This window comes from Pseudomonas sp. MTM4 (assembly GCF_019355055.1).
Taxonomy (GTDB): Bacteria; Pseudomonadota; Gammaproteobacteria; order Pseudomonadales; family Pseudomonadaceae; genus Stutzerimonas.
Genome location: NZ_CP048411.1, coordinates 50,838 through 75,918 on the forward strand (window position 1 = coordinate 50,838; position 25,081 = coordinate 75,918).

Here is a 25,081-nt window from a genome sequence, read left to right on the forward strand (position 1 = left end):
GCCCTACAAAGAATCCGACCGTTTGAGGAAAACCGGAATGCTTGAACTGATTCTCGGCGGTGCCCGGTCCGGCAAGAGCCGGCTGGCCGAGCGTCTGGCCAGCGAATCTGGCTTGGCGGTCACCTACATCGCCACCAGCCAGCCGCTGGATGGCGAGATGAGCGAGCGCATCGCCCAGCACCGCGCGCGACGGCCATCGAACTGGGTACTGGTGGAGGAGCCGCTGGCGCTGGCCGTGGTGCTGCGTGAACACGCCGGCGCTGATCGATGCCTGCTGGTGGACTGCCTGACGCTATGGCTGACCAATTTGCTGATGCTGGAGGATCCGTCGCGCCTGGCCGAAGAGCGCGACGCGCTGCTCGAATGTCTGGCGGAGCTGCCAGGGCGCGTACTGCTGGTCAGTAACGAAACCGGATTGGGCGTGGTGCCGCTGGGTGAGCTGAGCCGGCGGTATGTGGATGAGGCCGGCTGGCTGCACCAGGCGCTGGCCGAGCGCTGTGAGCGTGTCGTTTTCACCGTAGCGGGCTTGCCCATGGTTTTGAAAGGAGGACCGCTTTGATCGATCACTGGTGGCAAGCGCCTTGTCGCGTCCCGGATGAATCCGCGTGCTCGGCGGCCGTTCAGCGTGACGCGCAGTTGACCAAGCCGGCCGGCGCGCTGGGCTGCATCGAAACGCTGGCGACACAGCTCGCCGCTCTACAGGGGCGCGCGCAACCGACCCTGGGAAATATCTGGATCACTGTGTTCGCTGGCGACCATGGCGTCGCGGAGGAAGGCATATCGGCGTACCCGCAATCGGTCACCGCGCAGATGCTTGGCAACTTCGTCAGCGGCGGCGCGGCGATCAGCGTGCTTGCTCACCAGCTCGACGCGGCGCTGGAGGTCGTGGATCTGGGCACGGCAACTCCAGTCGTGCCGCTGCCCGGCGTGCACCATCTTAACCTCGGGCCGGGCACTGCTAACTTCAGCCGCGACGCCGCCATGAGCGCCAGCACCTGCCTAAAGGCGTTGCAGGCGGGTCGCGACAGCGCCATGCGCGCGCAACAGCAGCAGGCCGAACTGTTCATCGGCGGTGAAATGGGCATCGGCAACACCACGACGGCCGCTGCTCTGGCCTGTGCTCTGTTGGCTTGCGCGCCGCATAAGCTCGCCGGTCCCGGTACCGGTCTGAATGCTGCTGGTGTGGCACATAAATGTTCAGTAATCGAGCGGGCGCTGACGCTGCATGCCGGAAACCACGACACGCTTGGTTGGATGCAGCGATTAGGGGGCTTCGAGCTGGCTGCTCTGACCGGTGCCTATCTGGCCTGTGCGCAGCAGGGCATCGTGGTGCTGGTGGATGGATTCATCTGCGGCGTAGCGGCGCTCTGTGCGGTGCGCTTGAATCCGGCCTGTCGCGACTGGCTGCTATTCGCTCATCGTTCGGCGGAGCCTGGGCACTTGGCGGTATTGGAAGCGCTCAATGCACGGCCCTTGCTCGACCTCGGTCTGCGGCTGGGCGAAGGCAGTGGCGCGGCGCTGGCGGTCCCGCTATTGCGCATGGCTTGCGCGCTGCATAACGGCATGGCCACGTTTGCTGAAGCGGCCGTCGCGGAGCGGGGCGCATGAACCTTCATCTCGACATGCTGCGCCACGGCGAGACGGTTTCGGGCGGTGGTTTTCGTGGTCGACTGGATGACGAACTCACCGAGGCCGGCTGGCAACAGCTGCGCAGCGCAGTTACCGGTGCCGGGCCTTGGCAACGGATCATCAGCTCCCCGCTGCGGCGTTGTGCGCAGTTTGCCGAGGAGCTTGCTGCGCAACGCAAGCTCCCACTTGAGCTTGAACCCGACCTGCGCGAACTTGATTTCGGCGACTGGGAAGGTCGTACAGCTGCCGAGCTGATGGTCGATCAAAGCGATGCCTTGGGTCGCTTCTGGAGCGATCCCTACGGCTTCACGCCGCCCGGAGGCGAGCGGTTGATCGAGTTCGAGGCGCGTGTGCTGACGGTGATCGAACGAATCACCGACCGTTTCGCCGGTGAGCGCATCCTCCTGATCACCCATGCCGGCGTGATGCGCCTGTTGTTGGCCGAGGCGCGTGGCTTGCCGCGCGGGCAACTGCTACAGGTCGAGGTGAGCCATGGCGGAATGTGCGGGCTGAAAACCGGCTTCGCCGACGCTACGCTCTGGCTGGAAGAAGCATGCAGCCCTTTCTGATCGCGCTGCAGTTCCTCACCAGCCTGCCGGTGCGGCTGAGCGGCATGCCCGCGCCTCAGGTGGCTGGCCGATCGCTGCTTCATTACCCGCTGGTGGGATTGCTGCTGGGATCGATTCTCTGGCTTGGCAGTCTCGCAATCGAAGGGACAGCCGTGCCGCTGCAGGCGGCCCTGTTGCTGGCCGTCTGGGTGGCGCTTACCGGCGCGCTGCACCTCGATGGCCTGGCCGACAGTGCCGATGCCTGGCTCGGCGGTTTCGGCGATCGGGAGCGCACCCTCGCGATCATGAAAGACCCGCGCAGCGGTCCGATTGCCGTGGTGGTTCTGGTATTGCTGTTGCTGCTCAAGTTCGTCGCGCTCTGGACACTGCTTGCCGCGGGCGAACGGATGGCTCTGCTGCTGGCACCGTTGCTCGGCCGCGGCGCATTGCTCGGATTATTCCTGACGACATCCTACGTGCGTCCCGGTGGCCTCGGTCATGCACTGGCCGAGCACCTCCCGCGCGCGTCCGTTCGTATCGTTCTGCTTGCGCTCGTGGCTTTCTGTCTGGCGCTGGGCACGAGCGGTTGGCTGGCGCTGACGGTGAGTCTCGCCATCGGCTTGTTGGCGCGTCGGGCCATGTGCCGGCGCATCGGCGGCACCACCGGCGACACGGCCGGTGCGCTGTTGGAGCTGGTGGAATGTGGCGTATTGGTCGCGCTGGCGCTAAAGGTCTGAACCTCAGCCAAGCAGGGCGACGGCTTTGATTTGCGTCCATAACGCTTTGCCTTCCACGACGCCAAGCTGATCCGCCGAACGGCGGGTAATGCGCGCCAGTAATGGCGTGCCTTGGGCATCCAGGCGAATCAGAACGTGCGCGGGCGTATCGGCATCGGCGATTTGCTCGACGCGTGCCGGCAGCAAGTTGCTGATGCTAGTGCCCTCGGCGCGCTCCAGCGTCAGGCTGACGTCACGCGCGTGGACACGAAAGCGCAGGCGCTGGCCGATTGCTTCATCACGCTGCCCCACCAGTACTTCGCCGCCAGTAAACACCAAGCGTGTGAGGTGATAGGTCGGGTCATGTTCTGCAACCTGCGCCTCGATGACTACGCCTGCGTCTTCGCTGAAGGCGGTCGGCAAATCGAGGCGGGCAAGGGTTTCCTGCAGCCCGCCCTGAGCAATCGCGCGCCCATTTTCCAGCAGCACCACATGATCGGCGAGTCGCGCCACTTCGTCCGGTGAGTGGCTGACATAAAGAACGGGAATTTCCAGCTCGTCATGCAGCCGCTCCAGATACGGCAGGATTTCCTGCTTGCGTTTGAAGTCGAGCGCCGCCAGCGGTTCGTCCATCAGCAACAGTCGCGGGCTGGTCAGCAGAGCGCGGGCGATGCCGACACGCTGCCGCTCGCCGCCCGACAGGCGTTCGGGCATGCGGTCGAGCAGGTGACCAATGCCGAGCAATTCCACTGCCTGCTCCCAGATCACGCGGCGCTTGCTTCGCGCGACACGCTTCATGCCGAATTCCAGGTTGCGCTTCACCGAAAGATGGGCGAATAGGTTGGCCTCCTGAAACACATAGCCGATAGCGCGCTGGTGCGGCGGTACGAAGCAGCCGCTGGCCGAGTCTTGCCAGCGCTCGCCGTTGATATCGATCAGCCCGGTTGCGTTGCGCTCGAGGCCGGCGATGCAACGCAGGCAACTGGTCTTGCCGGAACCTGATGGACCGAACAGCGCGGTCACGCCGCGTCCGGGTAGCTTCAGATCGACGTCTAGCCGGAAGCCGGGATGGTCCATCCGCAGTTGTGCCTGGATGCCGCTTGATCCTTCGTTCATCCACGCCATCCCTGTTTGAGGCGGCTGCTGTAAAGCACCAGTAAGACCAGAAAGGAAAACACCAGCATGCCGCCTGCCAGCCAGTGCGCTTGCGCATATTCCATAGCCTCGACGTGATCGTAGATCTGCACGGACAGCACGCGGGTTTTCTCGGGGATGTTGCCGCCGATCATCAGCACCACGCCAAATTCCCCGACGGTATGGGCGAAGCCGAGAACGCTGGCGGTGATGAATCCGGGGCGAGCGAGCGGAAGAACGACGCTGAAGAATGTATCCAGCGGCCCGGCACGCAAGGTCGCGGCGGCTTCCAATGGGCGTTCGCCGATGGCTTCGAAGGCGTTCTGCAGCGGCTGCACGACGAAGGGCATGGAATAGAACACCGAGCCCACCACCAGTCCTGCGAAGGTAAAGGGCAGGGTGCCCAGGCCGAGACTCTGCGTCAGCTGTCCGACCGGGCCGTTCGGGCCCATAGCGACCAGCAGGTAGAAGCCCAGCACGCTTGGGGGAAGCACCAATGGCAATGCAACCACTGCGCCGATCGGCCCCTTGAGGCGCGAATGAGTACGCGCCAGCCACCAGGCGATCGGTGTGCCGATCACCAGCAACAACAGCGTGGTAATGCCGGCAAGCTTGAGTGTCAGCAGGATGGCTGCCAAGCCTGCGTCGTCCAGCGGCATCATGGCGGCGTCATTCCAGGCTGTAGCCGTATGCCTCGATTACCTCGGCGGCTTTTGCGCTTTTGAGGTATTCGAGCAGAGCCTGCGCGGCGGGGTTGTCGCGGCCCTTGTTCAGCAGAAGGGCATCCTGGCGAATGGGTGGATGAAATGACGCCGGTACGATCCAGCCGGAACCTTCGCTGATCGCACCCTCATCCACGACCTGAGAAAGGGCGACGAAGCCGAGCTCGGCGTTGCCGCTGGCCACGAACTGATGCGCCTGGGCGATGTTTTCGCCTTGCACCAGCCGGCCACTCGTTGATTCGATCAGCCCGAGTTTTTCCAGCGTCGCCATCGCTGCGGCGCCGTAAGGCGCGGTTTTAGGATTGGCGATGGCAAGATGGCGATACGGTCGTTCGGTCAACGCTTTGGCTTGATCCTCGACGTAGTCTTTGCGCGGCGACCAGAGGACCAGCGTCCCGATGGCATAGGGGAAGCGGCTGCCGGTTACGCCCAGGCCTTCGCTTTCCAGCTTGGCCGGAACCTCTTCATCAGCGGCCAGCAGCACGTCGAACGGCGCACCGTTGCGAATCTGCGCATAAAACTTTCCGGTCGAACCGAAGGCGAGTAGGGCCTTGTGTCCTGTGTCCTGTTCGAATTGTTCGGCGATGGCCTGCATCGGCTTCGTGAAATTCGACGCCACCGCGACCTGCACCTCGGCGGCGTGGCTGGCAAAGGGCAACAGTACGGTCATAAACAGGGCGGCAGTTTTGCACAGACGCTTCATCCGTTTCTCCTTAGTCCACGGCGATGATGACGTGTGACGCCTTGATCAGAGCCGTACAAGATTGTCCGAGTGCCAGGCCCAGCTCTTCGGCGCTCTCGTTGGTAACGACCGCGCCCAGCGTGCGGTTGCCGGGCAGCAGCAACTTGACCTCGCAATTCACCGCGCCGGGCGTCAGGCTGCCGATGGTGCCGGTCAGGCGGTTACGGGCGCTGATTTTTACTGCCGGATCGGGTGACAGCAGCACGAAACTGGCTTTGATCAATGCCATCGCGGTCTTGCCGGGTGTCAGGTGAAGTTCGTCGATGCTGTCGTTAGTCAGGGTTGCGGTAATTGTCTGGCCTTCCCCGATATCGAGACTCAGGCTGCCGTTCACTGCGCCTTTTTCGACATGGGTGATGCGTCCGCGAAATTGGTTGCGCGCGCTGGTTTTCATTGCGATTGCCCGGAGCAATTTGTCGATGTCGTCGAAGCCTTCGATGCCCTGTGCCACCTGGGCGAGAAAGCGTTCATATTCCTGCTGCATGCGCTGCCAGACGTGCAGCATCTCGCGACCGAAGTCGGTCAGCTGGGTGCCGCCGCCCTTTGCTCCGCCCGCTGCCCGAACCACCAAGGGACGTTCCGACAGGTTGTTCATCGCATCTACTGCATCCCAGGCGGCCTTGTAGCTGAGGTTGATGGCCTTGGCCGCGCGGCTGATCGAGCCGGTCGCCTCGATCTGTTCCAGCAGTTCGATGCGTTTGCCGCCGAGATAACCCTTTTCGCCGCGGTTGAACCAAAGTTGTCCGTCGATGCGCAATGGTCCGAGATGCTGTGGATCGTTCATGTTTGGCCCTTGTGAATGCGGGCATTCTGACAATCGTTATATAGATTTGTATATAGCGAAGACGAAGCTGTTTGGAATTTGCTGCGTTGGCTGAAAAAGGCAGGCGTTGCCGGTTGGATGGCTCAGGCGTAGCGTGTGGCGACCCTGCTCGGAGGTTTGCCATGAGAATTCAACTGATCGTTGCGTCCCTCGCTCTGACGCTGCTGGCCGGCAACGCGGCGGCGGATCAATGCCCGGCCTTGCTGCAGCATGAACTGCCGAAGCTGCGCTCAAAGGAAACGATCGACCTGTGCCAGCAGTTCCAGGGCAAGGCGCTGGTGGTCGTCAATACAGCCAGCTTTTGTGGTTTCGCGCCGCAATTCAAAGGTCTCGAAGTGCTCTATCAGCGATACAAGGACGAGGGATTGGAGGTTCTAGGCGTGCCGTCCGATGATTTCTTTCAGGAGTCGGACGATGCCGCTGAGACGGCTGAAGTCTGCTACGTCAATTACGGTGTGACCTTTCCGATGGCGCAAACTCAACCGGTGCGGGGTGGCGATGCGACGCCGCTGTTCAAGGAGCTAGCCGAGCAGGCCGGAGGCGCGCCGCGCTGGAACTTCTATAAGTACGTGGTGGATCGCAACGGCAAGGTGGTCGACTACTTTTCCAGCAAGGTCGAGCCGGACGATCCTGAGCTGATCGCTGCGGTGGAAAAGGCGTTGGGCAAGTAGCGCGGGGGAAAGAAGCCCCGGCCGAGCGGCCGGGGCGGAGGTGCATCAGAAGCGGTAGCTCAAAGCAGCACCGAAGCCGTGGGCGCTGTTTTCGTAGGTGGCGTTGTAAAGCCCTTTAGTTGGGCTCTGACTGCGAACCGTGGTGTCTTCTTCCCAAAGGTAGGAGTAAGCCAAGTCGACAGTGACATCGTCGGTCGGATTCCAGGCCAGGCCGAAGCTTACGGCGGTGCGATCACCGGACGGAATGCGAGGCGAACGATGAGTGTTGTTGGTCGGGCTCTGGTCGAATGCCAGACCGGTACGCAGTGTCCACTCCTTGTTCAGCTTGTAAGCAGCGCCGAGAGCATAGGACCAAGTGTCATGCCAGTCCTGCTCTTCTACGATAGGCGCAAGGCTTGGCTGCAAAAGTGCAGGGATACCTTCGTTTTCGATAATGATCGATTCGAAGCGGCTCCAGCGCGTCCACATGGCGCCTGCATAAAGGGTCCACTGGTCATCTAGATCGTGTGTAATCGACATGTCGACGGACTCGGGAGTGTCGAGGTCCAGCGAAGCATCGTATTTTCCTGAGGCTTGCAGGCCTATCGCTTCGAACTGATCGAATCCGGCACCTGACAGGCGAGTATCGCCTTCAAGCTTGTACTTGACTTTGGAGCGGTAGGTGATGCCAGCGCGAGTCTGTGGTGTGAACTCGTAGAGCAGGCCAGCATTGAAGCCCAGCGCAGTGTCATCACCTTTGACCTTGACGCGGCCGTCATTGGTGCCGGGGGTAAAGCGGCTCAGGGAGGCACTCTCCAGCTGACCATCGATGCGGTTGATGGTTGGGCCGAAGCCGATCGACAGTTTTTCGTTGAAACGATAGCTAACGGTTGGTTGCACCGTAATTACGCGGACTTCGCTGTAATCACCGAAGTAACGGCCTTGAAAGCCGCTTTCGTAATCGCTCACCAGACCGAAGGGAACATAGACGCCTACGCCAACCGCCCATTTGTCGTCGATAGGTTTGACGTAATAGCCCATCGGCACTGCTGTGAACGGGACCATATCGCCATCGTTGCTACCGCTTGCAGGGAAGCTACTAGTGTTCTTGATATCCGTCTTGGCATTGATCGCCGCCACGCCGAAGCTCACTTCTTCGCGCTTGAGGCGCGACATGCCGGCAGGGTTGCCGAACAGGGTGGTGGCGTCATCGGCAGAAGAGGAGCGACCGGCAAACGAGGTGCCCATGCCGCTGACGCTCTGCTCGTTAAGGGCGAAACCGGCAGCCATGGCCTGAGTGGAAAGGGCGCCCACGGCTACTGCGATCGCGGTCTTCAACCAAGTTGTTTTCATTGTTGTACTCCAGAGAAAAAAGCGGCTCGGACCCTATCAAGCTTCTCTGATTCGTCGCAAACGAAAGAGTGCAATTTTTCGTAAAGCGCGATGATCGGCGGCGATAAGGGTGAATATTCAATAAAACCCGCCGGCAGATTATGACTGGTCGGCCGCTCAAGTTGCGTCAGGCGACTGGCCGCTGCGGATCGGTGATCCACTCGCTCCAAGAGCCTGGATAAAGTTTAGCCAGCGGATAGCCGGCGAGGCACAGGGCGAACAGGTTATGGCACGCCGTTACGCCAGAACCGCAATAGGCTACCAGGGCATCTGTCGATCGATTGGCGAGCTGCTGGCTGAAACGCGCGCGCAGCTGGTCGGCCGAGAGGAAGTGCCCGTTAGCATCGAGATTCTCGGTGAATGGCACACAGGCGGCGCCTGGAATGTGTCCGGCAACGGGATCGATCGGTTCGACTTCGCCGAGGAAACGGGGCAGGGCGCGGGCATCGATCAGGGTCAGGTTCGGCGTTTCAAGCTCGCCCGAAAGCGCCGCTGCATCGATGGTCAGGTTGTCATCGGGTTGTCCGTGGAATTCGCCTGTCGTCGACGATGGCGCATTTTGCTCCACTGGCAGACCGGCGTCGCACCAGGCTCGGTAGCCGCCGTCGAGCAGGTATACGCCGTCACGCTTACCCAGCCATGCCAGCAGCCACCAGGCACGAGCGGCGAAGGCGCCGGGGCCGTCGTCATAGAGCACGATTTCGCTGTCGTTGTTCAAGCCCAGCGCCCGGAACGTCGCGATCAAATCCTCAGGGTGCGGTAGCGGATGCCGGCCTGTTACGCCCGGTACGATTTTTCCGGACAGATCGCGTTCGAGATCGGCATGGCGGGCGCCGGGAATATGCGCATCGGCGTAGCTGCGTCCGCCGTAATCCAGATCATCCAATGCGTAGCGGCAATCGAGGATACGCAGTGCAGGTTCATGCAGGCGCGCGGCCAGTTGGTCGGCGCTGATCAGTTGGGCAAGCGGCATGGCGGGGCTCCGTTCTGAGATTCGCGAAACGTTAGCACGCGATGGATGAGCAGGGCGCGGCGTGACCTCAGCGATATATACTGCGCGCCTTTCGACCAGGCGTCCGGCCGCGAGCCGAATAACAAGGAGGGCCTAGTGGCCATCGAAACTCAATGGGTGCTGGATGACGCGCATCTGGCCCGTCTGTGTGGCGAGTGGCGCCAGCTGCCTTACGTGGCGGTAGATACCGAGTTCATGCGGGTCGATACCTTTTACCCGATTGCGGCGCTTTTGCAGGTTGGCGACGGGCGTTGCGCCTACCTGATCGACCCGCTGCGGATCAGCGATTGGAGTGCATTTGCCGGGCTGCTGGAAGACCCGGCCGTGGTGAAGGTCCTGCATGCCTGCAGTGAAGACCTGGAAGTGTTTTGGCGCCTGACCAACAGTTTGCCGAACCCGCTGTTCGATACGCAGCTCGCCGCCGGCTACCTGAATATCGGTTTCTCCATGGGTTATTCGCGCCTGGTGCAGAGCGTGTTGAACATCGAGCTGCCCAAGGGCGAAACGCGCTCCGACTGGCTCCAGCGGCCACTGAGTGAGATGCAGATTCGCTACGCCGCCGAAGATGCGCAGCATCTGGCCGAGCTGTACGAGGCGCTGCAGCCGAGGCTGTCCGAGGAAAAACGCGCCTGGGTGCTTGAAGACGGTTCCGAGCTGGTTGCCAATCTGCAGCGCGAAACGGACCCTGATGAAGCCTATCGCGACGTCAAGCAGGCCTGGCGTCTCAAACCGCGACAGCTCGCGGTGTTGCGTGTACTGACCGCTTGGCGAGAGCGTGAGGCGCGAGCGCGCAATCAGCCGCGCAATCGGGTGTTGCGTGAGCACAGCTTGTGGCCGCTGGCACGTACCCAGCCGGCCGATCTTGTAAGTCTCGCGCGTATCGACGATATGCATCCGCGCACCGTGCGTCAGGATGGCGAAACCTTGCTGGAGCTCATCCGCGTCGGCGCCGCCGCGCCTGAGCAGGATTGGCCGGGGCCGCTGCCGGAGCCGCTGCCTCTGGAGGTATCGGGGCTGTTGAAAAAGCTTCGTGCGGTGGGTCAGCGCGAAGCCCAGGCGCTTGATATCGCCCCTGAACTAATGCTGCGCAAGAAGGTGCTCGAAGCCTTGTTGAAGAGCGGCTATCCGGATGGTCCCTATGAATTGCCTGATTCGTTGCGCGGTTGGCGTCGTGAACGCATGGGCCAAGCCCTTCTCGATGTGCTGGAAGTGAAGTCATGAAACGCATCTGTTCTATATATAGAAGCCCCCGCAAGAACGAAATGTACCTGTACGTCGAGCGTAGCGAGGCGCTGGCGCGTGTGCCGGAAGCCTTGCTGGCTGCCTTCGGCCCGCCGCAGCATGCGTTCGATATCGTCCTGACCCCCGAGCGCAAGCTGGCCCGGGAAGATATTGCAACGGTGCTCGATAACCTGGAAAAACAGGGTTACCACCTGCAGATGCCGCCGCCGGAAGAGGAATACATCGAGCACCTGCCCGAAGAGTTGCTGCGCCGCAACGATCCCGTTTAAGCCGGCACGCGTGCCCGAGCTTGGCCAGTCGCATCGCAATGGCTAGACTCGCGCCTTTATTCGAGATGGCAAATTCCATGGCGGCAAAAGTCGAACCCTTCTGGAAGCGCAAAACCCTCGCCGAGCTGGATTCGGTCGAATGGGAGTCGCTGTGCGACGGCTGCGGGTTGTGCTGCCTGCAGAAGCTCGAGGACGAGGAGGACGGCAGCGTCTACTACACCCGCATCGCCTGCAAATTGCTCGATCTGAAAACCTGCCGCTGCACGAACTACCCCAACCGACGCGCCAGTGTGCCCGATTGCATTCAGCTGACCGCAGCGGATGCCGCGCAATTCAAGTGGCTGCCACCGACCTGCGGTTATCGACTGGTAGCCGAGGGTAAGGATCTCCCGCTCTGGCATCATCTGGTTTGCGGCGACCCGGATGCAGTGCATGCCGAACGGATTTCTCAGTCCGGGCGGATGATCGCCGAGGGCTCCGTCGCCGAGGACGACTGGGAAGATCACTTGATTTTCCGAGCCGGTTGAATCTCCGTCTGGGCGCGTCGTCATAGCACTGAACTCAACCTGGAGTCGCTCGATGTCCCTTCGCCTGTTACCGCTGCTTGCCGTTCTGTTGTTGTCTTTCATCACGACTGCGCACGCCGCCAAGAGCGTCGATGTCGACTTCAACGTCAAGTTCGTCCCCGAACAGGATATTGCTGAAGTCGAACTGCTTGTAGAAGACGGCAGCGTTATCCAATACATCGATTTCAATCTGGGTGACGAAGGGCTGTACAGCGGCTTCGTAACCGATCCGGAGGGCAGCTGGCAGGAAGAGAACGGCCGCGGTGTCTGGCGCCCGGTCGCTGGCAAGGCGCGGCTGAGCTATCGGGTCAAGGTTAGTCACCAGCGCAAGAGCGGACGCTTCGATGCGCGAATGACGGACGACTGGGCGTTGCTGCGCGGTGACGATCTGGTGCCTGCCGGTCGCATGGATCATCAGGACGGCGTCAAGTTGATTTCCCGACTGCGGATCGAGCTTCCGAAGGAGTGGAAGAGCGTCGAGACGGGCTGGCCCCGCATCGGCAAGAACCGTTTTCGCATCGACAATCGCGAGCGCCTGTTCGATCGTCCTACCGGCTGGATTCTTGCCGGCAAGCTCGGTAGTCGTCGGGCCAAGCTCGGCGAAACCGACGTAACAGTGGCTGGCCCGGTGGGCGAGGGATTGCGGCGGATGGATATCCTTACGCTGCTCACGTTCGTCTGGCCCGAAGTGCAGAACGTGTTCCCACGTGATCCGAAGAAACTGCTGATCGTCGGCGCTGGAGACCCGATGTGGCGGGGCGGCTTGTCCGGCCCGAACTCCCTGTTCATGCACGCCGATCGGCCGCTGGTTAGCGAAAATGGCACCAGCTCACTGGTGCATGAACTCGTTCACGTGTTTAGCCGTATCACCGATGCCGACCGCAGTGACTGGATTAGCGAAGGGCTGGCCGAGTACTACGCCATCGAACTGATGCGCAGGGCCGGCGGCATGAGCGAGGATCGATACCAGCGGGTGCGTGAACACCTGACTAAATGGAGTCGCAAAGTCACCAGTCTGCGGACCGAACATTCCAGCGGTCCCGTCACGGCCAGGGCGGTGTTGCTGTTGCAGGAGCTCGACCGAGAGATCCGACAGCGCACCAAGAACCGACACTCGCTGGACGATGTCGCGCGCGGTCTGATGCGCCTCGACAAGGCCACCACCGAAGATTTCATTGATATCACCGAAACCATGCTGGGCGGCGCCTCGGCCGTGTTGGACACCCGTCTGTTGCGTTGAAAGACGTGAGGTTGGGGCGCGCCTGGGCAGATGACCCGAAACCAAGGAATTGCCATGAGCCTGATCGATTTACGCAGCGATACGGTCACACAACCTACGACCGGTATGCGCGAGGCCATGCTGAGAGCGCCCACCGGCGATGACGTCTACGGCGAAGATCCTACCATTCGACTGTTGGAACGAACCCTAGCGACGCAGATGGGCATGCAAGCAGGATTGTTCGTACCCAGCGGCACCATGAGTAATTTGCTGGCGCTGATGTCGCACTGCGAGCGCGGTGATGAATATGTCACCGGCCAGTTGGCGCACACCTATAAGTACGAGGCGGGTGGCGCCGCGGTGCTCGGTTCCATCCAGCCCCAACCGATCGAAATGGAAGTTGACGGCTCGCTGGATTTGGAGCGAGTCGCAGCGGTGATCAAGCCGGACGATTTCCATTTCGCCCGGACTCGCCTGCTGGCGCTGGAAAACACCATGCAAGGTAAGGTGCTGCCGCTCGAATACCTGGCCAAGGCCAGAGCATTCACCCGCGAGCGAGGATTGGCGCTGCACCTCGACGGTGCCCGGCTGTTCAACGCTGTTGTCAAGTTGGGGTGTACGGCGCACGACATCAGCCGTCACTTCGACTCGGTATCGGTGTGCCTGTCGAAAGGGTTGGGTGCTCCGGTCGGCTCGGTGCTTTGCGGTGACGAGGCGTTCATTGCCAAGGCGCGGCGGCTGCGAAAGATGGTCGGCGGTGGTATGCGTCAGGCTGGTGTGCTGGCGGCGGCCGGACTCTATGCGCTGGAGCATCAGGTGCAGCGTTTGGAGCAGGACCACCGGCACGCGCTCGCTATTGCGGAAGGGCTGCAAGCGTTGGGTTACGCGGTCGAGCCGGTACAGACGAATATGGTTTATGTACAGATGGGCGATCGCGCGGCGGCGCTGAAGGCGTTTTGTGCGGAGCGCGGCGTCATCCTCACCGCTGCGCCACGGCTGCGGATGGTGACGCATCTGGATGTGCGGCCCGAGCATATCGAGCCGATCGTCGAGATCTTCGCTGCTTTCGTCAGAGCATAGGTCCGAATTGCTGTCGAATAGCTTGATTCAATCTCACTTATCCTCTATGCGCGAGGCGTTGGCCCGATATAATGCGGCCCTTTGCCGGCTATCCGTTTGGATAGTTGCGAACCGGCCCCCGGTGCCGCCTCGCCGTGTCGTTTTGCAGCCGTTCGGCCGCTGTCTTCTGGAAGAAATCTATGAAAAGCGCAGAAATCCGTGAAGCCTTCCTCCGCTTCTTCGAAGAGAAGGGCCACACTCGCGTGGCCTCCAGTTCGCTGATTCCGGCGAACGATCCGACTTTGTTGTTCACCAACGCCGGCATGAACCAATTCAAGGACTGCTTCCTCGGTCTGGAGAAGCGTGCCTATACCCGCGCCACCACCAGCCAGAAATGCGTCCGTGCCGGCGGCAAGCACAACGACCTGGAGAACGTCGGTTACACCGCGCGTCATCACACTTTCTTCGAGATGCTGGGCAACTTCAGTTTCGGCGACTATTTCAAGCGCGATGCCATCACCTACGCCTGGGAATTCCTGACCTCGCCCAAGTGGCTGAATCTGCCGTCCGAGAAGCTCTGGGTCACCGTCTACGCCACCGATGACGAGGCCTACGATATCTGGACCAAGGAAGTCGGCGTACCGGCCGAACGCATGGTGCGCATCGGCGACAATAAGGGCGCGCCCTATGCGTCGGACAACTTCTGGGCGATGGGCGACACCGGCCCCTGCGGCCCCTGCACCGAGATCTTCTTCGACCACGGCGAGCATATCTGGGGCGGCCCGCCCGGTTCGCCCGAGGAAGACGGCGACCGCTACATCGAAATCTGGAACAACGTGTTCATGCAGTTCAACCGCACCGGCGACGGTGTCATGCACCCGCTGCCGGCGCCGAGCGTGGATACCGGCATGGGGCTGGAGCGCATCAGCGCGGTATTGCAGCACGTCAATTCCAACTACGAGATTGACCTGTTCCAGAGCCTGCTGAATGCGGCTGCCGGGGCGATTGGTTGCAGCAATGAAGGACAGGCTTCGCTGAAGGTTGTCGCCGACCATATCCGCTCTTGCGGTTTCCTCATCGCCGATGGCGTGACACCGTCCAACGAAGGTCGCGGCTACGTGCTGCGCCGCATCGTTCGTCGCGCCTGTCGCCATGGCAACAAGCTGGGCGCCAAGGGTAGCTTTTTCTACAAGATCGTCGCGGCGCTGGTCGCCGAAATGGGCGAGGCCTTCCCCGAGCTGAAACAGCAGCAGGCGCACATCGAGCGCGTGCTGAAAACCGAAGAAGAGCAGTTCGCCAAGACGCTGGAACAGGGCTTGAAAATTCTCGAGCAGGACCTGGTCGAGCTGAAGGGCAGCGTCATCCCCGGCGAGGTGATCTTCAAGCTTTACGACACCTACGGTTTCCCCGTGGATCTCACCGGCGACATCGCCCGCGAACGCGAGTTGACACTGGACGAGGAAGGCTTCGAGCGTGAGATGGAAGCTCAGCGCGAGCGCGCGCGGTCGGCCAGCGCCTTTGGCATGGACTACAACAGCTTGGTCAAGGTTGAGGGCGAAACGCGTTTTACCGGTTATCTCGGCACCTCTGGCAGCGGTAAGGTGTTGGCGTTGTTCAAAGAAGGCATGGCCGTACAGAGCCTGTCGGCAGGTGAGGAGGGCGTTGTCGTTCTCGATGAGACGCCGTTCTATGCCGAGTCAGGTGGGCAAATCGGTGACTGCGGTTACCTGTCCGCTGAAGGGCTGCGCTTCGATGTGCGCGATACCAGCAAGGCTGGCGGTGCATTTCTACACCACGGCATTCTCGATAGCGGCAACCTTCAGGTGGGCGGGACTGTCGATGCCACCGTCGACGCATCGGTTCGTCAGGCCACGGCGCTGAACCATTCGGCAACGCACCTGTTGCACGCGGCGCTGAGGCAGATTCTGGGCGAGCACGTCAGTCAGAAGGGCTCGTTGGTCGATAGTCAGCGTCTACGCTTCGACTTCAGCCATTTCGAGGCGATCAAGCCTGAGCAGCTCAAGGCGCTTGAAGACAAGGTGAACGCGGAGATTCGCTGCAACTCGGTCGTTGAAATCGAGGAAACCGACATCGAGACCGCGAAGGGCAAAGGGGCGATGGCCCTGTTCGGCGAAAAGTACGGCGATCAGGTGCGAGTATTGACCATGGGCGGAGGCTTCTCGGTCGAACTCTGTGGCGGCACTCACGTCAAGCGCACTGGCGACATCGGGCTGTTCAAGATCATCAGCGAAGGCGGTGTGGCAGCCGGCGTGCGCCGCATCGAGGCGGTCACTGGCGAGCAGGCGCTGGCTTATCTGAACGGCGCGGAAGACCAGCTGAAAGAAGCCGCCGCGCTGGTCAAAGGCAGTCGTGAAAATCTGCTGGATAAGCTGGGCACGATGCTGGAGCGCAATCGTCAACTGGAAAAAGAGCTTGAACAGCTCAAAGCCAAGGCGGCTAGCGCCACCGGCAATGATCTCGCTGGATCCGCTGTCGATGTGAAGGGCGTGAAGACCTTGGCCGTCCGTGTCGATGGCCTGGATGGCAAGGCGTTGCTGGCATTGGTTGATCAGTTGAAGAACAAGCTCGGCAGCGGCGTGATTCTGCTCGGCGGCGTGCAGGACGAAAAGGTCGTGCTGGTGGCTGGCGTGACCCCGGATCTCACTGGCCGTTTGAAGGCAGGCGATCTGATGAAGCAGGCGGCTGCGGCTGTCGGCGGCAAGGGTGGCGGACGCCCGAACATGGCACAAGGTGGCGGCAGCGATGCGGCGCGACTCGACGAGGCGCTGGCACTCGCGCACGCATTCGTAGAGCAAGGTTTGTAACCAGAGCGATGATAGTGCCGCTCTGTCCTTGGTCGAGGCACTGAGGCGTAACGGACAACGCATCGCAAGCGGGCAGGCCGCTGCCCGCACGCAATAAGCGATGCTTTGAGCAGGCAGGTTATTTAATGAGCGCCCGTGACGGGCTTAGGCGGCGATGAAATGGCTTTGATCGTACAGAAGTTTGGAGGTACCTCGGTGGGCTCCGTCGAGCGCATCGAACAGGTGGCGGCGAAGGTCAAGAAATTCCGCGACAACGGCGACGACATCGTCGTGGTGGTCTCGGCCATGAGCGGTGAAACCAATCGCCTGATCGATTTGGCCAAACAGATCACTGAGCAGCCCGTGGCTCGCGAGCTGGATGTCATGGTTTCGACCGGTGAGCAGGTCACCATCGCCCTGCTGGCGATGGCGTTGATCAAGATTGGCGTACCGGCTGTGTCCTACACCGGCAGCCAGGTTCGTATCCTTACCGATAGTGCGCATACCAAGGCGCGTATTCTCCAGATCGACTCGCAAAATATTCAAAAGGAACTCAAGGCTGGCCGCGTGGTGGTCGTTGCAGGCTTCCAAGGCGTGGATGAAAGCGGAAACATCACCACTCTCGGGCGTGGCGGTTCGGATACGACCGGTGTCGCGCTCGCGGCTGCGTTGAAGGCGGACGAGTGCCAGATCTACACCGACGTCGACGGTGTCTACACGACCGATCCGCGCGTGGTCGCCAAGGCTCAGCGCCTGAACAAGATCACCTTTGAAGAAATGCTCGAGATGGCGAGTCTCGGCTCCAAAGTGCTGCAGATTCGCGCCGTGGAGTTTGCCGGAAAATACAGCGTGCCGTTGCGCGTGCTGCACAGCTTTCAGGAGGGTCCGGGAACCCTCATTACACTTGATGAAGAGGAATCCATGGAACAGCCCATCATCTCCGGCATCGCGTTCAACCGTGACGAAGCCAAGCTGACCATTCGTGGTGTGCCGGATACGCCCGGGATAGCCTTCAAGATTCTCGGCCCGATCAGCTCGGCGAACGTCGAGGTCGATATGATCGTGCAGAACGTCGCGCACGATAACACCACGGACTTTACCTTCACTGTCCACCGGAACGACTACCATAACGCGCAGCAGGTGCTCGAGGGCATTGCGCGGGACATGGGTGCACGGGAAGTCATCGGCGATGTCGATATCGCCAAGGTGTCGATAGTCGGCGTCGGTATGCGCTCGCATGCGGGCGTCGCCAGCCGGATGTTCGAGGCGCTGGCGAAGGAAAATATCAACATCCAGATGATTTCCACTTCGGAGATCAAGGTTTCGGTTGTGATCGAGGAGAAGTACCTGGAGCTGGCGGTGCGGGCGCTACATACCGCATTCGAGCTGGACGCTCCAACCGCAAAAGGTGATTGATTCGACGGAATTGCGTTAATTCGCACCTTCTGTCGATTTGAATGAGCCGAAAGGAACTTTAGAGACGTTTTTGCTGGTCAATAGCTGGTGAAAGGCTCTAGGGTCGATGTCTCACGGAACATTATCCGTTTTTATCTTTGCAGACTGTTTACTGAATTGAATCCGTTTTTAAGGAGAAAGGAATGCTGATTCTGACTCGCCGGGTCGGAGAGACCCTGATGGTGGGTGACGATGTGACTGTCACTGTGCTGGGTGTTAAGGGAAATCAAGTGCGCATTGGAGTGAATGCACCCAAAGAGGTAGCGGTGCATCGCGAGGAGATTTACCAACGGATCCAGAAAGAGAAAGATCAAGAACCAAGCCATTAATATTTATGTGATTTTTGGCTTTGCAAGCGGGGTAAAGATGGGTATCATGCGCCCCGTGTTGCGGAGAGGTGGCCGAGTGGCCGAAGGCGCTCCCCTGCTAAGGGAGTACATCTCAAAAGGGTGTCGGGGGTTCGAATCCCCCCCTCTCCGCCATTTTGCATAGTTAGATAGTGAGTCGATTTAGCTGTTTGGTTTGATGGAATTCATTGAATTAAAGAGCTTGACCAACAAATTCGCGAATCTATAATGCGCACCCTTAGTGCACTCATAGCTCAGCTGGATAGAGTACTCGGCTACGAACCGAGCGGTCGGAGGTTCGAATCCTCCTGAGTGCACCATATTAAACGAGTTGCGGAAATGCGATTCGTTGTTGTAGCCAGCGGTGATCTGGTTTATCAAGCGCTTATGCACTCATAGCTCAGCTGGATAGAGTACTCGGCTACGAACCGAGCGGTCGGAGGTTCGAATCCTCCTGAGTGCACCAACCCAAAAGGGCCTGCAGCGATGCAGGCCCTTTTTTATTGTTCAGGGTTTACCTCGAACGCAGCCGTGCTCGTCGAAGCTGACGGTCCGCGTCCGTCCCTTGTCGCTACTGTAGCGATACTGCATTTGCCCGTTGCGATTGGTTACGGTGTCAGGCGTGCCGAAGGTGCTTTCGATGTCGGCGCGGGTCATGCCTGGAAGGATCTGCTGGCTTATGAGTGCATTGCGTCTCGCGCTGCCTGTCACGCGGTTTCCGCAACCGTCGTCCTGTTTGCCTACAACGGTGAGCTGCCTGGTTTCTTCCCTGGCGGCCTTGGGTGCTTTCCTTGGTTTGGCTAGGGGAACAGCCTTGCCGGAGCTTGGTGTGGGATTTAGCGCTTCTTGAATTTGAGCGGTCTGATTCGTAGGGCAACCCTGTCGGGTGAAGGTGAGGTTGCCTGCATCATCGACGCAGCGATAGATGCGTGCTCCGAGCGTCGGGGTCGTGATGAGAAATAGGGCGCAGCAGCTTGCAGTGAGAAGTTTGTTCATTGTTCGTCCTCCTTGACGATCGGTTGGGCAGCCTAACTAATAATTTGTGGTGCTGCGGTCGTGTCTTCTCGCAACGTGAATGCGTCGACACTGAAAGCCGGCGCAAGCGGTTGTATTGTCTGCAGTTGCGAATCTGGCGTGGTGGGCGGGGTGGTATCATTGCGCGGTTCGCCCCTGTTGGGGCTTCTGGATCCTTCTCATGGATTTGCCCAGTAGTCACATAAATCTTTTTCTTGCCAATCACGTTCCGAATGATTGATCCCTTGGTGCGTTCCGACCGCTGGGGATGGAGTGCGCCATGACTGAAGTAGAAGCAAAAAAGCCGCAGGAAAGTCTCCAGGATCGTCTGGCGCAGGTCATCGACTTGCTTCATCGGCATAAGATCGTTGAAGACTTGGCGCACCGTCAGGAAGGGCAGCACCAAGACATCATTGAGAATCTGGTGCACCGCCAGAACCTCGTCGAGCTGCAGCGTAAACTGGAAGCGCTACACCCCGCAGACATCGCTTACATTCTTGAGGCGTTGCCGCTCGATGAGCGTCTGACGGTCTGGCAGCTGGTCAAGTCGGACCGCGATGGCGACATTCTTCTCGAAGTTTCCGATGCCGTTCGCGAGACACTGATCGCCGACATGGACGATCACGAGCTGCTGGCGGCCGCTAAGGAAATGGATGCCGACGAGCTGGCGGATCTGGCTGCCGAGCTGCCCCGTGACGTCGTGCATGAGCTGATGGAAACACTCGATGCGCAGCAGCGTGAGCGTGTCCGCTCGGCGCTGTCTTACGAGGAGGATCAGGTCGGCGCATTGATGGACTTCGAGATGGTCACGATTCGTGAGGATGTGAGTCTTGAAGTGGTCCTTCGCTATCTGCGCCGGTTGAAGGAGCTACCGGGGCATACCGACAAGCTGTTCGTAGTCGACTATGACGGCGTGCTCAAGGGGGTTCTGCCCATCAAGCGCTTGCTGGTCAACGATCCGGAGCGAGACGTTTCCGAGGTAATGGCCAGCGATCCGGTGACCTTTCACCCGGACGAGGATGCCTACGAGGCAGCTCAAGCGTTCGAGCGTTACGACCTTGTTTCCACGCCTGTGGTGGACAAGAGTGGCAAGCTGATCGGGCGCCTGACCATTGATGAAATGGTCGACCTGATTCGCGAAGAGAGCGAAAGCGAAGTTCTGAACATGGCGGGTCTGCGCGAAGAAGAAGATATTTTCGCGTCGGTCTGGAAGTCGCTGCGCAACCGTTGGGCTTGGTTGGCGGTAAATTTGATCACGGCCTTTATCGCTTCACGCGTGATCGGTCTGTTCGACGGCTCGATCGAAAAGCTGGTCGCATTGGCTGCGTTGATGCCCATTGTCGCCGGTATCGGTGGTAACTCCGGCAATCAAACCATCACCATGATCGTTCGGGCGATGGCGCTGGATCAGATGGGTACGGGCAATAGTGCTCGCTTGCTGCGTAAGGAAGCAGGTGTTGGCATGCTGAATGGTCTGATATGGGGTGGAGTCATAGGCATGGTGGTCTATTGGCTTTATGGCAGCTGGTCGCTGGGGGCGGTGATGACCGCAGCGATGACCCTCAATCTCCTGTTGGCAGCCTTGATGGGGGTGCTCATTCCAGTAACGCTAGCCCGTATGGGGCGGGATCCTGCGCTCGGCGCCAGCGTGATGATCACTGCCGTGACCGATAGCGGTGGTTTTTTTATCTTTCTCGGTCTGGCGACTGTTTTCCTGCTCTGACTCCTTCCCATCTACAGCGGCTTGGCGTTTGCTTTGCTGTCGTTTTTCGGGCTACTGTTCGGAGGTTTCGCCTTGGCGAAGTTTCTAGAACACGATGCGAATAACAGGCGGCCCGAGCCGCTGATTGGACAGGAAATACTGATGACCCCTAGCGAACTCCTGCTTGAAGGCGTCGAACTTATGCTATTCGGCCTAGGTTCTGTCTTCATTTTCCTTGTCTTATTGATTGCATGCATCCGACTGATGGCGTTTGTAATCGCTCGCTTCGATAGTACGCCAGCAGCACAGGTAGTTTCCGTCAAGCCTGCCACTTCGGGCGCAGCAGCTGAGCCGGACGCGGACGTTCTTGCTTCCATCCAGGCCGCTATTCATCAGCACCGTGCCCGTCGCGGTTGATCAGACAGGGAGTTCCCTTCATGCATTCTGCAAAACGACCGCTCGGCATTACCGATGTGGTGCTACGTGATGCCCATCAATCCATTCTCGCCACTCGGGTACGTCTCGAGGATATGCTGCCGATTGCCGCCAAGCTCGATCAGGTCGGGTTCTGGTCGGTCGAATCCTGGGGCGGTGCGACCTTCGATGCCTGCATTCGCTATCTCGGTGAAGACCCTTGGGAACGCATCCGTGAACTGAAAAGCGTGATGCCCAAGACCCGTCAGCAAATGCTGCTGCGCGGTCAGAACCTGCTGGGCTATCGGCATTACGCCGATGACGTGGTGGAGAAATTCGTCGAGCGGGCTGCGGTCAACGGCGTCGACGTATTCCGCGTATTCGACGCGATGAACGATCCACGCAATCTGGAAACCGCGCTGCGGGCCGTCAAGCAGCAGGGCAAACATGCCCAGGGCACCATTTCCTACACCACCAGCCCGGTGCATACCCTGGAAATGTGGGTCGATTTGGCCAAGCAGATCGAAGACATGGGCGCCGATTCGGTGGCGATCAAGGATATGGCCGGCATCCTCGCGCCTTATACCGCCTATGAGCTGGTCTCGCGTCTGAAAGCAAGCCTGTCCATTCCAATCCATATGCAGTGCCACGCCACGGCGGGCCTTTCTACTGCAGCGATTCTCAAAGCCGTCGAGGCGGGTATCGATAACGTTGATACCGCCATTTCTTCGCTGTCGATGACCTATGGCCATTCGCCGACCGAGTCGGTGGTGGCGATTTTCCAGGGCACCGACCGGGACACGGGCCTTGATCTCGACCTGCTGGAGGAAGTCGCTGCGTATTTTCGCGAGGTACGTAAGAAGTACGCGAAATTCGAAGGCACGCTCAAGGGCGTCGATTCGCGCATCCTCTTGGCTCAGGTGCCGGGCGGCATGCTGACCAACATGGAGGGCCAGCTGAAGGAGCAAGGTGCTCTCGACAAGTTCGATCAAGTACTGGCCGAGATCCCTCGGGTTCGTGAGGACCTCGGTTTCATTCCGTTGGTGACGCCGACTTCGCAGATCGTCGGTACGCAAGCGGTGATCAACGTACTCACCGGCGAGCGCTACAAGTCCATCACCAAGGAAACTGCCGGGATCCTCAAGGGTGAATACGGCTCCGCGCCGGCCCCCTTCAATACCGAACTGCAACAGCGTGTGCTCGACGGTGCGAGCGTCATTACCTGCCGTCCCGCCGATCTGCTGCAACCGGAAATGGACAAGTTGACGGCCGAGCTGAAAGCGCTGGCGCAAGAGAAAGGCATCAGGCTGGCCAAGGACGAAATCGATGACGTCCTGACCTACGCACTGTTTCCACAAATCGGCCTCAAGTTTCTCGAGAATCGTGGCAACGCCGCCGCCTTCGAGCCGGTGCCGACCGGTAATGACAAGGCACCGCGCGAACCGGGCGTACCCGAGGTCTACACCGTCGAGGTCAACGGCAAGTCGTTTGTGGTACAGGTCAATGAAGGTGGCGACATAGAAGGTCTCAAACTGATCGGTGAGGCGGCGGACGCAGCGCCTGGAGCCGCTACCGTACCGGCCGCTGGTACAGGTGAGCCGCAGCCTGCTCCGCTGGCGGGCAATATCTTCAAGGTGCTCGTACAGCCCGGTCAGTCAGTTCAGGAGGGTGATCTGGTCATCATCCTCGAAGCCATGAAGATGGAAACTGAAATCCGCGCATTCAAGGCCGGCACCGTTTCAGGTGTGAACGTCAAGGTCGGCGATGCGGTGTCGGTGGGCGACAGCCTGCTGACCATCGCTTAAGGAGTGCGGCATGGATAAGTTGCTCAAGCTGTGGCAGAGCACCGGCTTGTATCATCTGGAGCCCGGTCAGTTGCTGATGATCGTGGTGTGCCTGGCATTGATCTATCTGGCGATTCGCAAGGGTTTCGAGCCCTTGCTGCTGATCCCGATCGGGTTCGGTGGTCTGCTTGCCAACATTCCGGTCGCCAACATGGCCGAGGGTGCGGGCATCTTGCATCTGTTCTACGAAGTTGGCTTGCCGACCAGCGTGTTCCCGCTGCTGATCTTCATGGGTGTCGGGGCGATGACGGATTTTGGACCGATGCTGGCCAATCCCAAGACCTTGTTGCTCGGTGCGGCGGCGCAGTTTGGTATCTTCGCCACCTTACTCGGCGCATTGGCGCTGGCAGCGGCGGGGATTCCGGGTATGGAGTTCACCCTGCGTGAAGCGGCTTCGATCGCGATCATCGGTGGTGCCGATGGCCCAACCTCGATCTTCGTGACGGCGAAGCTCGCGCCGCATCTGCTGGGGCCGATTGCTGTGGCAGCCTACTCGTACATGGCGCTGGTCCCGTTGATTCAGCCACCCATCATGCGAGCACTGACGACCAAGGAAGAGCGCGCCATCGTCATGAAGCAGCTGCGTCATGTCGGCCAGGCGGAAAAGATAGTCTTCCCGCTCATGCTGGCCTTGATGGTCGGTTTGCTACTGCCCGATGCGGCGCCGCTGGTAGGCATGTTCGCCTTCGGCAATCTGTTGCGTGAGTGTGGGGTGGTCGATCGCCTGGCTGATACCTCGCGTAATGCGCTGATCAACATCGTCACCATCGCGCTAGGATTGACCGTCGGTTCCAAGCTGTCTGCCGACGCCTTCCTGCAGCTGAAAACGCTTGGAATCCTCTTGCTTGGGATGGTCGCGTTTTGTGGTGGTACCGCCGCCGGGGTGCTGATGGCCAGGGTGATGAACATGTTCAGTTCGAACAAGATCAATCCGCTGATCGGCTCGGCAGGTGTATCGGCGGTACCCATGGCGGCGCGGGTGTCGAACAAGGTTGGGCTCGAGGCCAATCCGCAAAACTTCCTGCTCATGCACGCCATGGGTCCGAACGTGGCAGGGGTAATCGGCTCGGCTGTTGCTGCCGGTGTGCTGCTTAGTTTTGTGGGTTAGCTAGTTGTTTTCAGGCTCCTCGCAGGACGCCTGCCGCCGGTAACAATGAATGCTTGTACCTCGAGAAGGCGCGGGCATTTTTGTTTCCAAGTTAACGCGGGCCATTCGCGTACTTAGCGAACCGATGCATGAGGCGATGCTTGGTCGTCAACCAGCCAAGCTTTTCCCTGTTTTGCTCGAGCGTTGTATTAGCGCGTGTGCCCTGCTAACCGTTTCCTCGATCCAGGCCTTAGATCAAGCAGATAACGCTCAGATGGTGCGCCGCAAACGACAACGCCCCGACTGTGTCGAGGCGTTTGTAAGTCCGCAGGCTATCGGCGATGGTTAGTCTTCTTTTGCAGCTTCGGTGTCTTGCGCGATCAGAGCGATCAGGGCGTTCTGCTGGCGATGGGCAAGCTGACGAAAACGCTGGAGCAATTCACGCTCATGAAGTGTCAGTTCCGGGCTGTCCAGCCGCATGCTCAAATCGTCGTCGAGTGCGCCTTCTTGCAGAAGGCTTTGCTCCAGGCGAGCAATGATCTCAGAGTTCATGCTGCGATGATGATTGCGCGCAACCTCGGCGATACGCTCCCGCATTCCGTCTGGTAGCCGAACCACGAATTTGTCAGCCGTACGGCTGGAGTAAACTGCCTGCTTCATAGGGCGCATATTAAACCGGTTAGTCAGGGTG

25 protein-coding genes and 3 tRNA genes are annotated in these 25,081 nt (G+C 59.9%); 20 read left to right on the forward strand and 8 right to left on the reverse strand.

Annotation, left to right across the window (positions count from 1 at the left end; translation table 11 throughout):
• Positions 1-37: 37 nt before the first annotated feature.
• The 4 genes from cobU to GYM54_RS00305 are packed head-to-tail and all read left to right on the forward strand — an operon-like array spanning position 38 to position 2,914.
• The gene (cobU, locus tag GYM54_RS00290; RefSeq protein ID WP_197444563.1) at positions 38-559 is read left to right on the forward strand and encodes a bifunctional adenosylcobinamide kinase/adenosylcobinamide-phosphate guanylyltransferase; all 522 of its coding nucleotides are present in this window, start codon (positions 38-40) and stop codon (positions 557-559) included.
• Positions 556-1,608, forward strand: a complete 1,053-nt coding sequence (gene cobT, locus GYM54_RS00295; RefSeq protein WP_197444564.1) for a nicotinate-nucleotide--dimethylbenzimidazole phosphoribosyltransferase — start codon at positions 556-558, stop codon at positions 1,606-1,608. The genes cobU and cobT overlap by 4 nt, the downstream gene beginning before the upstream one ends.
• Positions 1,605-2,198, forward strand: a complete 594-nt coding sequence (cobC, locus tag GYM54_RS00300; protein WP_197444565.1) for an alpha-ribazole phosphatase family protein — start codon at positions 1,605-1,607, stop codon at positions 2,196-2,198. The genes cobT and cobC overlap by 4 nt, the downstream gene beginning before the upstream one ends.
• On the forward strand, positions 2,183-2,914 hold the full coding sequence (locus GYM54_RS00305; protein ID WP_197444566.1) for an adenosylcobinamide-GDP ribazoletransferase: 732 nt from the start codon (positions 2,183-2,185) through the stop codon (positions 2,912-2,914). The genes cobC and GYM54_RS00305 overlap by 16 nt, the downstream gene beginning before the upstream one ends.
• A gap of 3 nt (positions 2,915-2,917) precedes the next feature.
• On the opposite strand, the gene modC is transcribed toward GYM54_RS00305, so the two are convergent.
• Genes modC through GYM54_RS00325 form a run of 4 tightly spaced genes read right to left on the reverse strand, consistent with a single transcriptional unit; the run spans position 2,918 to position 6,275 of the window.
• Entirely contained in the window at positions 2,918-4,009 is a 1,092-nt protein-coding gene (modC, locus tag GYM54_RS00310) for a molybdenum ABC transporter ATP-binding protein (protein WP_197444567.1), read from the reverse strand.
• Complete coding sequence (gene modB / locus GYM54_RS00315; RefSeq protein WP_197444777.1) at positions 4,006-4,686, reverse strand: molybdate ABC transporter permease subunit; 681 nt, start codon at positions 4,684-4,686, stop codon at positions 4,006-4,008. Before modB ends, modC begins: the two co-directional genes overlap by 4 nt.
• 10 nt (positions 4,687-4,696) lie before the next feature.
• On the reverse strand, positions 4,697-5,452 hold the full coding sequence (gene modA, locus GYM54_RS00320) for a molybdate ABC transporter substrate-binding protein (protein ID WP_181102394.1): 756 nt from the start codon (positions 5,450-5,452) through the stop codon (positions 4,697-4,699).
• 10 nt (positions 5,453-5,462) lie between these two features.
• Positions 5,463-6,275 (reverse strand): TOBE domain-containing protein, encoded by an 813-nt coding sequence (locus GYM54_RS00325; RefSeq protein ID WP_181102375.1) that lies wholly within the window; start codon positions 6,273-6,275, stop codon positions 5,463-5,465.
• 161 nt (positions 6,276-6,436) lie between these two features.
• On the opposite strand from GYM54_RS00325, the gene GYM54_RS00330 reads away from it, so the two are divergent.
• Positions 6,437-6,985: a glutathione peroxidase gene (locus tag GYM54_RS00330; protein WP_181102373.1), complete on the forward strand. Its 549-nt coding sequence runs from the start codon at positions 6,437-6,439 to the stop codon at positions 6,983-6,985.
• A gap of 45 nt (positions 6,986-7,030) precedes the next feature.
• Here GYM54_RS00330 and GYM54_RS00335 read toward each other — a convergent pair whose 3' ends face one another.
• Both GYM54_RS00335 and GYM54_RS00340 read right to left on the reverse strand, forming a co-directional pair.
• Positions 7,031-8,317 carry an OmpP1/FadL family transporter gene (locus GYM54_RS00335; protein WP_131648395.1) on the reverse strand — a complete coding sequence of 429 codons (1,287 nt, stop codon included), beginning with the start codon at positions 8,315-8,317 and terminating at the stop codon, positions 7,031-7,033.
• Between the two features lie 166 nt (positions 8,318-8,483).
• Entirely contained in the window at positions 8,484-9,329 is an 846-nt protein-coding gene (locus tag GYM54_RS00340) for a sulfurtransferase (protein WP_197444568.1), read from the reverse strand.
• Positions 9,330-9,464: 135 nt separating this feature from the next.
• Here GYM54_RS00340 and rnd point away from each other — a divergent pair, with 135 nt between their 5' ends.
• From rnd to GYM54_RS00395, 11 genes are all read left to right on the forward strand, one after another.
• Positions 9,465-10,589 carry a ribonuclease D gene (gene rnd, locus GYM54_RS00345; protein ID WP_197444569.1) on the forward strand — a complete coding sequence of 375 codons (1,125 nt, stop codon included), beginning with the start codon at positions 9,465-9,467 and terminating at the stop codon, positions 10,587-10,589.
• The gene (locus GYM54_RS00350) at positions 10,586-10,879 is read left to right on the forward strand and encodes a YcgL domain-containing protein (protein WP_131648398.1); all 294 of its coding nucleotides are present in this window, start codon (positions 10,586-10,588) and stop codon (positions 10,877-10,879) included. The genes rnd and GYM54_RS00350 overlap by 4 nt, the downstream gene beginning before the upstream one ends.
• A gap of 77 nt (positions 10,880-10,956) precedes the next feature.
• A complete protein-coding gene (locus GYM54_RS00355) occupies positions 10,957-11,406 on the forward strand; it encodes a YcgN family cysteine cluster protein (RefSeq protein ID WP_131648399.1) in 450 nt (149 codons plus the stop codon).
• 52 nt (positions 11,407-11,458) lie between these two features.
• Positions 11,459-12,685: a hypothetical protein gene (locus GYM54_RS00360; protein ID WP_197444570.1), complete on the forward strand. Its 1,227-nt coding sequence runs from the start codon at positions 11,459-11,461 to the stop codon at positions 12,683-12,685.
• Positions 12,686-12,739: 54 nt separating this feature from the next.
• The gene (gene ltaE, locus GYM54_RS00365; protein WP_197444571.1) at positions 12,740-13,744 is read left to right on the forward strand and encodes a low-specificity L-threonine aldolase; all 1,005 of its coding nucleotides are present in this window, start codon (positions 12,740-12,742) and stop codon (positions 13,742-13,744) included.
• A gap of 179 nt (positions 13,745-13,923) precedes the next feature.
• Positions 13,924-16,548, forward strand: a complete 2,625-nt coding sequence (gene alaS / locus GYM54_RS00370; RefSeq protein WP_197444572.1) for an alanine--tRNA ligase — start codon at positions 13,924-13,926, stop codon at positions 16,546-16,548.
• Between the two features lie 159 nt (positions 16,549-16,707).
• The gene (locus GYM54_RS00375; RefSeq protein WP_131648403.1) at positions 16,708-17,943 is read left to right on the forward strand and encodes an aspartate kinase; all 1,236 of its coding nucleotides are present in this window, start codon (positions 16,708-16,710) and stop codon (positions 17,941-17,943) included.
• Between the two features lie 182 nt (positions 17,944-18,125).
• Complete coding sequence (csrA, locus tag GYM54_RS00380) at positions 18,126-18,311, forward strand: carbon storage regulator CsrA (protein ID WP_003283978.1); 186 nt, start codon at positions 18,126-18,128, stop codon at positions 18,309-18,311.
• 62 nt (positions 18,312-18,373) lie between these two features.
• A tRNA-Ser gene (locus GYM54_RS00385) sits at positions 18,374-18,464 on the forward strand.
• Positions 18,465-18,572: 108 nt separating this feature from the next.
• Positions 18,573-18,649, forward strand: a tRNA-Arg gene (locus GYM54_RS00390).
• Positions 18,650-18,718: 69 nt separating this feature from the next.
• Positions 18,719-18,795: transfer RNA gene (locus GYM54_RS00395), tRNA-Arg, on the forward strand.
• Positions 18,796-18,836: 41 nt separating this feature from the next.
• On the opposite strand, the gene GYM54_RS00400 is transcribed toward GYM54_RS00395, so the two are convergent.
• Positions 18,837-19,325: a DUF4124 domain-containing protein gene (locus GYM54_RS00400; RefSeq protein ID WP_197444573.1), complete on the reverse strand. Its 489-nt coding sequence runs from the start codon at positions 19,323-19,325 to the stop codon at positions 18,837-18,839.
• Positions 19,326-19,623: 298 nt separating this feature from the next.
• Between GYM54_RS00400 and mgtE the strand changes: the two genes are divergently transcribed.
• The 4 genes from mgtE (at position 19,624) to GYM54_RS00420 (ending at position 24,411) form a co-directional block, all read left to right on the forward strand.
• Positions 19,624-21,066: a magnesium transporter gene (mgtE, locus tag GYM54_RS00405; protein ID WP_197444574.1), complete on the forward strand. Its 1,443-nt coding sequence runs from the start codon at positions 19,624-19,626 to the stop codon at positions 21,064-21,066.
• 141 nt (positions 21,067-21,207) lie between these two features.
• Complete coding sequence (locus tag GYM54_RS00410; protein WP_197444575.1) at positions 21,208-21,462, forward strand: OadG family protein; 255 nt, start codon at positions 21,208-21,210, stop codon at positions 21,460-21,462.
• Positions 21,463-21,482: 20 nt separating this feature from the next.
• Entirely contained in the window at positions 21,483-23,264 is a 1,782-nt protein-coding gene (gene oadA / locus GYM54_RS00415) for a sodium-extruding oxaloacetate decarboxylase subunit alpha (protein WP_197444576.1), read from the forward strand.
• Between the two features lie 10 nt (positions 23,265-23,274).
• Complete coding sequence (locus GYM54_RS00420; protein WP_131648408.1) at positions 23,275-24,411, forward strand: sodium ion-translocating decarboxylase subunit beta; 1,137 nt, start codon at positions 23,275-23,277, stop codon at positions 24,409-24,411.
• A 324-nt stretch (positions 24,412-24,735) separates the two neighbouring features.
• On the opposite strand, the gene GYM54_RS00425 is transcribed toward GYM54_RS00420, so the two are convergent.
• Positions 24,736-25,059: an Arc family DNA-binding protein gene (locus GYM54_RS00425; protein ID WP_131648409.1), complete on the reverse strand. Its 324-nt coding sequence runs from the start codon at positions 25,057-25,059 to the stop codon at positions 24,736-24,738.
• Positions 25,060-25,081: the final 22 nt, after the last annotated feature.

Coding starts and splice junctions, on each gene's coding strand:
- cobU (WP_197444563.1), top strand. CDS start 38: ATGCTTGAACTGATTCTCGGCGGTGCCCGGTCCGGCAAGAGCCGGCTG.
- GYM54_RS00325 (WP_181102375.1), bottom strand. CDS start 6,275: ATGAACGATCCACAGCATCTCGGACCATTGCGCATCGACGGACAACTT.
- GYM54_RS00335 (WP_131648395.1), bottom strand. CDS start 8,317: ATGAAAACAACTTGGTTGAAGACCGCGATCGCAGTAGCCGTGGGCGCC.
- GYM54_RS00425 (WP_131648409.1), bottom strand. CDS start 25,059: ATGCGCCCTATGAAGCAGGCAGTTTACTCCAGCCGTACGGCTGACAAA.
- GYM54_RS00340 (WP_197444568.1), bottom strand. CDS start 9,329: ATGCCGCTTGCCCAACTGATCAGCGCCGACCAACTGGCCGCGCGCCTG.
- csrA (WP_003283978.1), top strand. CDS start 18,126: ATGCTGATTCTGACTCGCCGGGTCGGAGAGACCCTGATGGTGGGTGAC.
- GYM54_RS00410 (WP_197444575.1), top strand. CDS start 21,208: ATGACCCCTAGCGAACTCCTGCTTGAAGGCGTCGAACTTATGCTATTC.
- GYM54_RS00355 (WP_131648399.1), top strand. CDS start 10,957: ATGGCGGCAAAAGTCGAACCCTTCTGGAAGCGCAAAACCCTCGCCGAG.
- modB (WP_197444777.1), bottom strand. CDS start 4,686: ATGCCGCTGGACGACGCAGGCTTGGCAGCCATCCTGCTGACACTCAAG.
- mgtE (WP_197444574.1), top strand. CDS start 19,624: ATGACTGAAGTAGAAGCAAAAAAGCCGCAGGAAAGTCTCCAGGATCGT.
- alaS (WP_197444572.1), top strand. CDS start 13,924: ATGAAAAGCGCAGAAATCCGTGAAGCCTTCCTCCGCTTCTTCGAAGAG.
- GYM54_RS00420 (WP_131648408.1), top strand. CDS start 23,275: ATGGATAAGTTGCTCAAGCTGTGGCAGAGCACCGGCTTGTATCATCTG.
- GYM54_RS00330 (WP_181102373.1), top strand. CDS start 6,437: ATGAGAATTCAACTGATCGTTGCGTCCCTCGCTCTGACGCTGCTGGCC.
- modC (WP_197444567.1), bottom strand. CDS start 4,009: ATGAACGAAGGATCAAGCGGCATCCAGGCACAACTGCGGATGGACCAT.
- GYM54_RS00305 (WP_197444566.1), top strand. CDS start 2,183: ATGCAGCCCTTTCTGATCGCGCTGCAGTTCCTCACCAGCCTGCCGGTG.
- cobC (WP_197444565.1), top strand. CDS start 1,605: ATGAACCTTCATCTCGACATGCTGCGCCACGGCGAGACGGTTTCGGGC.
- oadA (WP_197444576.1), top strand. CDS start 21,483: ATGCATTCTGCAAAACGACCGCTCGGCATTACCGATGTGGTGCTACGT.
- GYM54_RS00350 (WP_131648398.1), top strand. CDS start 10,586: ATGAAACGCATCTGTTCTATATATAGAAGCCCCCGCAAGAACGAAATG.
- GYM54_RS00400 (WP_197444573.1), bottom strand. CDS start 19,325: ATGAACAAACTTCTCACTGCAAGCTGCTGCGCCCTATTTCTCATCACG.
- ltaE (WP_197444571.1), top strand. CDS start 12,740: ATGAGCCTGATCGATTTACGCAGCGATACGGTCACACAACCTACGACC.
- GYM54_RS00360 (WP_197444570.1), top strand. CDS start 11,459: ATGTCCCTTCGCCTGTTACCGCTGCTTGCCGTTCTGTTGTTGTCTTTC.
- GYM54_RS00375 (WP_131648403.1), top strand. CDS start 16,708: ATGGCTTTGATCGTACAGAAGTTTGGAGGTACCTCGGTGGGCTCCGTC.
- modA (WP_181102394.1), bottom strand. CDS start 5,452: ATGAAGCGTCTGTGCAAAACTGCCGCCCTGTTTATGACCGTACTGTTG.